Annotated in this window: 9 protein-coding genes and 3 pseudogenes; 5 read left to right on the forward strand and 7 right to left on the reverse strand. The window is 55.1% G+C overall.

The annotated features are described in order from the left end of the window. Positions 1-112: 112 nt before the first annotated feature. From JCM17844_RS09840 to JCM17844_RS09855, 5 genes and pseudogenes are all read left to right on the forward strand, one after another. Positions 113-349, forward strand: coding sequence for a hypothetical protein (locus JCM17844_RS09840; RefSeq protein ID WP_210431758.1), 237 nt, complete (start codon positions 113-115; stop codon positions 347-349). Positions 350-353: 4 nt separating this feature from the next. Beyond that, positions 354-518, forward strand: a pseudogene (locus JCM17844_RS17300) (DUF2231 domain-containing protein); the annotation flags it as partial. A 59-nt stretch (positions 519-577) separates the two neighbouring features. After that, positions 578-769, forward strand: coding sequence for a DUF2231 domain-containing protein (locus JCM17844_RS09845; protein ID WP_150000789.1), 192 nt, complete (start codon positions 578-580; stop codon positions 767-769). 89 nt (positions 770-858) lie between these two features. Continuing rightward, on the forward strand, positions 859-1,581 hold the full coding sequence (gene folE / locus JCM17844_RS09850; RefSeq protein ID WP_150000790.1) for a GTP cyclohydrolase I: 723 nt from the start codon (positions 859-861) through the stop codon (positions 1,579-1,581). A 76-nt stretch (positions 1,582-1,657) separates the two neighbouring features. Next, complete coding sequence (locus JCM17844_RS09855; protein WP_150000791.1) at positions 1,658-2,383, forward strand: RNA polymerase sigma factor; 726 nt, start codon at positions 1,658-1,660, stop codon at positions 2,381-2,383. Here JCM17844_RS09855 and JCM17844_RS09860 read toward each other — a convergent pair. From JCM17844_RS09860 to JCM17844_RS09885, 7 genes and pseudogenes are all read right to left on the reverse strand, one after another. Further along, entirely contained in the window at positions 2,366-2,947 is a 582-nt protein-coding gene (locus JCM17844_RS09860; RefSeq protein WP_150000792.1) for a TetR/AcrR family transcriptional regulator, read from the reverse strand. The genes JCM17844_RS09855 and JCM17844_RS09860 overlap by 18 nt on opposite strands. Before the next feature lie 75 nt (positions 2,948-3,022). Next, a complete protein-coding gene (locus tag JCM17844_RS09865; protein ID WP_235898971.1) occupies positions 3,023-3,538 on the reverse strand; it encodes an MBL fold metallo-hydrolase in 516 nt (171 codons plus the stop codon). A gap of 34 nt (positions 3,539-3,572) precedes the next feature. After that, positions 3,573-4,583 carry a hypothetical protein gene (locus JCM17844_RS15050; protein WP_210431760.1) on the reverse strand — a complete coding sequence of 337 codons (1,011 nt, stop codon included), beginning with the start codon at positions 4,581-4,583 and terminating at the stop codon, positions 3,573-3,575. A 97-nt stretch (positions 4,584-4,680) separates the two neighbouring features. Continuing rightward, positions 4,681-4,845, reverse strand: a pseudogene (locus JCM17844_RS17305) (ABC transporter permease subunit); the annotation flags it as partial. Positions 4,846-5,122: 277 nt separating this feature from the next. Then, positions 5,123-5,823, reverse strand: a pseudogene (locus JCM17844_RS15060) (MOSC domain-containing protein). A gap of 127 nt (positions 5,824-5,950) precedes the next feature. Continuing rightward, positions 5,951-6,703 (reverse strand): hypothetical protein, encoded by a 753-nt coding sequence (locus JCM17844_RS09880; protein ID WP_150000794.1) that lies wholly within the window; start codon positions 6,701-6,703, stop codon positions 5,951-5,953. A 117-nt stretch (positions 6,704-6,820) separates the two neighbouring features. Further along, a complete protein-coding gene (locus JCM17844_RS09885; RefSeq protein ID WP_150000795.1) occupies positions 6,821-7,420 on the reverse strand; it encodes a MarR family winged helix-turn-helix transcriptional regulator in 600 nt (199 codons plus the stop codon). Positions 7,421-7,621: the final 201 nt, after the last annotated feature.

Below are 7,621 nucleotides of genomic sequence, written 5' to 3' on the forward strand. Positions count from 1 at the left end.
AGGAATAGCTATGCTTATATATGCCCTAATCGCCTTTGCCATCGCTGCCGTTGGCGGCATTGTCCTCGCGTCATATGTCTTGCGTGATAAATTTGCTCCCTGGGCATTATCCATGCTGCATGCGGCATTGGGGGCAGTCGGTCTCATTCTGCTGATCGCCCTGATGGTTCAGGGGTCGACTGCCCAAGCAGTATTGATCGGTTTTGCACTTTTATTGATCGCAGCCCTTGGAGGGTTTTTTCTGGCATCATTTCACCTGCGCAAGCACCTCCCACCAAAAGCCGTTGTGATCATCCATGCCGGGGTTGCTGTGGCCGGATTTCTGGTCATCCTATCCCAGGCGATTTGATACGATGCGCCATCCTTTACATCCCGCACTTGTGCATTTTCCGGTCACTTGCTGGTCGCTTGCGGTTTTCGCCGACTTTGCCAGTATTTGGCTGGAAGAGGCTGCGTGGCGATGGTCGGGTGGGCTATTCACCATAGGCTGCGCGATGGCTCTGCCAGCTATGTTGGCTGGCATGATAGAGCTTTCGCGTGTGCCTGAAGGCGCTGCCATGCGGCACGCTTGGCGCATATGGGCGCGATGCTTTGTGCTTTCACATTCTTCGCCCTTCGCTTGCTGTTGCGGCTTGATGAATTGCAACCGCTCGCCCCGGATGCACTGTCGCTTATGCTCGACACAGGCGGCTTTCTATCCCTTGTAATTGGCGGCTGGCTGGGCGGTAAACTGGTCTATGGCTATGGCGTTGGGCAGGATCAAGAATGATTGCCCTCGCTGCTCAACAACTGCGATAAACAGCAGTTGGTCCAATCAAATACCATCCGATGCACGCCGCCGCCGACTGAGGACCAATCATGTTCAACACGAAACTCGTTCAGGAACTAAATAACGCAGAGTGCCTTTCAAACGAAACGGTGTCCGAGCGTATTCGGCATCGGTTGACCAGAATTGGGCAGCCCTTCCTTGCCAATGACAATATCTCGAAATTCATCAAAGACGGCGAACTGGACGAGCTCCGCTTAGAAGTTGAAGACCGGATGAATGAGGTGTTGCAAGCCCTCGTGATCGACACTCAAAACGATCATAACACAGCCGATACTGCGCGGCGTGTCGCCAAGATGTTCATCAATGAAGTGTTTGCCGGCCGCTATCAAGATGCTCCCGCGATCACAACATTTCCAAATATATCGCAGCTTAACGAATTGATGATCGTCGGGCCGATCAAAGTCCGCAGTGCCTGCTCGCATCATCTATGTCCCATCATGGGGAGGGTCTGGATCGGCGTTTTACCAAACGCGAATTCCGATCTGATCGGGCTTTCAAAATATGCCCGCCTTTGTGACTGGATCATGAACCGCCCACAAATTCAGGAAGAAGCCGTCGTCATGCTTGCCGACGAGCTTGAACATCGCATCAAACCCGATGGGCTGGCGGTTGTGATGGAAGCTGATCATTTCTGCATGCACTGGCGCGGCATCAAGGATGAGCAATCGGTCATGACAAATTCGGTGATGCGTGGGGCTTTTCTTGAAAATGAAGCCCTGCGGCGTGAATTTCTTGGCCTGCGAAAACAATAACAGCGCCGGGACCGTACATCAGAAAATATGTGAGACTACATAGTCTCTTGTTTGGATCCTTGCATAAGAGATGCATATGAACCTTTCAACTTATCAAGCGATAGCACGGCATGTGGAAACCGCTTCGGAAACGGACTTGATTGCATATGCCATTAAAGGGGACGGGGCTGCATTTGAAACAATCATGCGGCGCCACAACCAGCTTTTGTTCCGTACGGCCCGCAGCATTGTTTGCGAGGATGCCGAAGCCGAGGATGTGGTTCAGGAATCCTATCTCCGCGCGTGGCGGGCTCTTGGCAAGTTCCGCGCACAAAGCAAGCTTTCCACTTGGTTGGTCCGCATCACCACCAATGAAGCGCTAGGGCGATTGCGAAGAAAACGCGCGCAAGTCATTCCATTAGACGCCGCCATGATGTCATCCGCGCCGGAAACTCTTGCCGCATTGACCGATGGCCCTCAACGCGCCCCTGAACAATCAGCACAACGGTCGCAAATGAGAAAACTTATAGAACAGCGCATCGATCAACTTCCCGAAGCATTCCGCACGGTCTTCGTGTTGCGCGCGATCGAGGAAATGAGCGTCGAAGACGTGGCACAGGCAATGGACATTCCAGAGGCCACCGTCCGCACCCGCTTCTTCAGGGCCCGCAGCCTGCTGCGCGAAAGCCTGGCACAGGACATGGACATCACCATCGGAGAAGCCTTCAGCTTCGATGGTGCCCGGTGCGACCGCATTGTCGCGTCGGTCATAGAGCGTGGCAAAGCAGAAGCTCATGGCCGGGAACTAATCCAGCCGCCGTAGGGCATCGGCGACAATGCCTTGAAGAAGGGCCGTGTCCGGACGGCTGCGCACCAAAACCACAAGGCCGAGCAGGCTGGCCAAAAGGCCCCGTGCGGTCCCTTCTGCATCCACATGACCGGCAATCTCGCCGCACTTTTGCCCCTTTATGATCATGCGGGCGAAAAAGCCTTCCGTCTGCTTTTGCGCATGGGCGACAATCCGGGCAATTTCGGGATCATGGGCCGATAATTCCAACGCCGTATTGGTAAGAAGGCAGCCGCGATTGCTGCCGTCTTCTGCAAGATCTTCCATAAAAGTCCGGAACAGCGCGGTTATGGCTTCGCGCGGCCTGTTGCGGGCCGCCAAACCGGCCAGCAATTCACGGCGCATCTTCTGGTCATACATCTGCAGCGCCGCCAAAAAGAACGCGCGTTTACCGCCATAGGTAGCATAAAGGCTGCCCCGATTGACCCCGGTGCACTCCACCAAATTCTGCATTGATGTGGCCTCATAACCATGCGCCCAGAAAGCCTGCATGGCTTTTTCCAGAGCCTCTGCTTCATCGAAGTTCTTGATCCACGGCATGATTTTCTACTTCAGCCAGACGGACGCACATGTCCGAAACGGTCATGCACCCCCCTTGCAGGATTGGCCGCAGCCTTAGCGCCTGGCGGCGGCTTCCAGCGCCGAAAGCGGCTCCACCCCCCGGCCATGGCCACCCACAAGCCGGGAAACCGCCAGGCCCTGAAAGCGAATGGCATTAAGCAATTCCGATGCCAAAAGCGGGTTCTGCGCGCTGCGCCCCGGCGAGAAAAGATCGCTCACGAACATCAGCCCATCTTCTGGCAGATAAACGGCCAGCATGTCATTGGCATGCGAATTGGGCACCAAATGCAAGGAGACCTCCTTGCTGAAATCACGCAGCGTCATGGGCGCGCTCACGGGCAGGATTTCCGCCTCGATGCCGAGAGTGCGGCGCACGAGCGCATCAAAAAAGCCATGGTCGCGCCCCGGCACGACAAGCCGCGCGCCCGCCGCGACATAAGGCTGCAAACCGCCGATATGGTCATTGTGATGATGGGTCAGCACCAGATCGCGCACGGGCTTGTCCGGCCAACGCTTGGCCAGCGCGGCCAGCACCGCCCGCGAGCGCCGGTCATAAAGCGGTGCATCCACAACGACCAAGCTGTCCGAGCCGACAATGACCAGATTATGATGCTGCTGCCGAGTACTTGGAACACGCCTTCGGCGACTTCGAGAAACTCGACCGGATGTGACTGATCGGCGTCCGCCGGGGCGGCCATGGCGGCGCGACGCAAGAACCAATGCGCCATGTCCCAGCCCCAGCTTGTGAGAGAGGCATCCAAAGCCTCGGCCGCCGGTTCGTCGGGCAGCTTGAAGGCATCGCTTTCGCCGGTCTTGTGATAGAACACCGCTTCGCGGATTTCCTGACGCACCAAGCGCCATCCACCCGCTTCACGACCCGAAAGGGCGTCATGATCCCATCCAGTTCGCGCCAGTCGCTGAAAGTCGCGGTCACCTCCACCGGCCCGAAAACCGGGTCTTGCTCCGTGACCGAAAGCCGGACGGGCAGCATCCGCTCCCGATCGAGGCGGACCCGCCAGCTTGTGGGCCTGTCGGGCAGGCTGAGCGTGATTTCAACCGCGCTCGACCCTTGCGACGACGCGCCTTCCACGGGCCTTGCATGGGCCAGCAGGAATTGCGGATTGAAAAGCCAGAATTCCTTGAGGTCCGCCCCGATGCGCGCGGCGGCCAGCTGCTTTTCTGCGCTGGGTCGAAAGCCGTCGCGGCCCGTCAAGATGCCGGCCGAGCCATTGAAGACCTCCTGATAGGTCCAGCTTCCCTTGAAGGGAAAGATGGTTTCCAGCACGGTTTCGCGGCGGAAGCGGTTGGAGCCGGGCTCCCACAGAATGCGCAGCTTGTCATCGGATGTGTGGATGGGCGTTTCCACCACCACATTTTCCATGGGCTCGTAATTGATGCCGCTCAGCCGCGCCTCAACCCGCGCAATCGCCTCTATGGCCGCGCGGCCACCCACGCTATCGAGCGCCTTTTGGTAAGTGTCCTGATCCCCGGCCATGGCCGAAGCGGCCATACACACCAATGCCCCGAACAGCGCCCCTGCCATGCGCAAGGGAAAAGACCATAATTTGGGCATCTTGAACATATGTGCGAAAGCATTATTGCCGGTTCGGGCCATGGGGATCATCTCCTTGGTTGAAGCCCCAAGTGCCTCGCATGTCCAGAACGATCGTTCAAGACAATTTCATAGCCTCCTCAGGCCCTTCGAGATCAACTTATCGCGCGGCGGCCAGCGTGGCGCGAAAGCGGAAAAGCACCGCCGACAGCACGATCACCAGACCATTGGCCCAGACCTTCGCCAGCATGATCTCGCCCGATGTCACCGGCATCACCAGCAGATGCTCCAACGTGCCGTGTTCGCGCTCGCGGATCACGGCTGCCTGAAAAACTGGACTATCAGGGTGTTGAGACAACGGAAGAATTTGCATCTCTTTGTCGCCCCAGTCCGCGCGATACGATTTTACAGTGCCCTCTGATCTGCCTTGATATCGAATATGCATCTGTGATGTGAAAAGCAGTGCGCCATCAGACCGGTTTTTGAACGGCTTTTTAAATCGCGCCAATTCCATGGGGCATAAAGACGATTTTCTAAGCCAACATATAATAAAAGGAACTGGGCCTTACGTCATCTTATTGTCCGCAAGCATTAAACGCGATCTAAGTCGGCGATTTGTCAGGTGTATTGAGGCGCTGCGCCCAATCTTCGACACCGCCACGCTCCAAACGTTTACGCGCCAGCGACCGCCATGAGTCCGCAAGTAATTCCATATCGGCAAGCGCCGAGAGAGCCGATTTATTATCCGTATCGCGATAAAGCACCTGCAAAATGCGCGACAGGCTCCAATCCGGCAGAGGACGCTCTACCAGTACCAGCCTGTCGCCGACTGTAACATCTCCGTCTTCCAGTACCCGATAATACCAGCCAGTACGCCCCGTTTCCTGCACCCTTCGCGCCATGGCGGGCATAGAAAACCGCTCGTTCAGCCGCCAGCAGGGTTGCCTGCCTTGCGACACCTGCACAAGGGCTGTGCCCATATGAAAGATATCACCGATACAAATTTGAGATTCAATCAGCCCCACTGTGGAAATATTTTCGCCGAATGCCCCCGGTTTTTTCAGGGTCTCGCCAAGCTGCGGATATTCGCTTTACCATTGTGCATAATGATCGAATGCATAGTGATGAATGGCTTTTTCCGGACCGCATGATGCTTTTTATCGCCCTGCTCATCACCCGACAGACCAAAGCGGGCGACATGAATCGGTCCTGTAAGAGCCGTCTTATAAATCCCGCTGGGTACCGCGTGCTTGCCAAGGGGTGCAAGGCGACCCGTTAAAACCGTATGGATCACACTCTCCATCGCATCCGCCCCGAAACTCTGCCTGCTGCACCCGACAAAAGCTTATGTCTTTCATGGATATATACAACATAAAGCGGCCTTGCCGACATAGACATATATCAGCAAGGCCGTCTCTCAGTCTTAAGGTTTATTGGTTAACCTTGCCTGAAAGACTGAGATCGCCTGAAGCAACATCAAAGACATTGACGACGCACAACAAAGGCGCATGGACGCTTTCATTGACCCGCAAGCCCGATGTGACACCATCAAAAGACGTATTTTCGACAGCACCAATATTTTCAAACGGCACCCGGACTTCGACGGTATCGCCGGTTATGACAGGCGACCAGCCTGGGCTATCGATGTGAAGCGGTAAGCCGGGCCATGTTTTCGGCAGTCTCGGCTTTGCGCCTTCCGGGATATCCTTCACTTTAAGGCTACCCGGACCGCAGGCCTCATCAGGCGTCAAAACGACCCAATGGCTGTGCCATAAGTCGCCGTCATTATCGAGCCTGCCATCGCCATTTTCATCAAACAGCGGTGTATCGTCAAAATCGGGGTGCGAGGTCACGGCGAATGCCAGGATCCCGGCATCTTTATCAAAGCCCACTTCATAGGCATTTATGGTCGTCGGCCAGACATAAGAAAAAACATCCGATCCTGCGAGCTGACCGGTCGGGGCCGGCTTTGATTTACCGGCATTCTTCGATACGCCCATATGGAACAAAGCCGTTGAGCCTTCGGTCGAGATTTTCGCATGAACAATGTCGAAAGATGCAATTTCAGCATTTCCCTTTTCCGCCTTAATCCCGCCGTCATCCGGACCGTGGGCAAAGGCCGTCCCTGCAAAAAGCCCTGCTATGACAGGAGCTGCGATGTATTTCTTAGCGAAAAGTGTCATGATGTGATCCTCCTTAGATCGTCAACAGGTTTTGGGTGTGCGCTTTATATTATTAGGAATCCTAATTATATAAAGCGCCATCTCTTCAATATGCCGCCCTAAAGACATCAAGTCCGTTCAGGCTGCTTTTTCCTCATGATCGGTGCAGTCGATACGTAAATGCCTGTCTGCCATATAAGCCCCGACAAAAGCACAATAATGCGGTTTGTCGTCTGCGGGCCTTTGGTTTTCCCGAAAGTGCCGACATGTCACGCATGTCCTTTGCGGCGCAATCAGGTTTTTTTGATGCAAATCCCTTATCATCCTCACCACTAGTGCCAGCAGTTCTTCCTGCTCGCCTTTGGAAAGGCTTTCGATAACCGTGCCGTAGCTTTGTGGCCAACCCCCGGCAAGGGCGGCCCCTTCGCCGGTTATCCTGATAAGAACGGCGCGACCGTCTTCAGGGTCCGGCAATTTTTTTACATAGCCCTTACGCTCCAATGCACCGACGACCTCACTTGCGGTCGCATTTCTGATCCCCGCATGGGCTGCAGCCGTCATTAAGCGCACACCATCGGGCCGACGCGCAACAAAGCGCAATATATCGGCCTGTGTTGGCGTCAGTCGTTTGGCGTCCGCTGCCTGCCAGTCCAATTGGCGGGCAACGGCTTGCAAACGTTCCAGACCGTCTGCAAGACGCTGCCCAAGTGGATCGGAAATATCATCGAAGTTACTCATAATTAGGATTCCTATCTAAATTATACAAACTTGTAAAGTCTTTTTTTTTTGCGATTCAAAAATAACCTTTTAAAAACAGATATATAGAGGAAAATACATACCCCGGCCACCTCAGGCGCTCAAAGTCCCGATGGTTTTACCATGTGGCTAACTGGCCTGCCCCCATTAAGTGGTCCAGTTGTCAAGTTAGGCCTTGGCCAC

The organism is Iodidimonas gelatinilytica, from assembly GCF_008579125.1.
Taxonomy (GTDB): domain Bacteria; phylum Pseudomonadota; class Alphaproteobacteria; order Sphingomonadales; family Rhodothalassiaceae; genus Iodidimonas; species Iodidimonas muriae.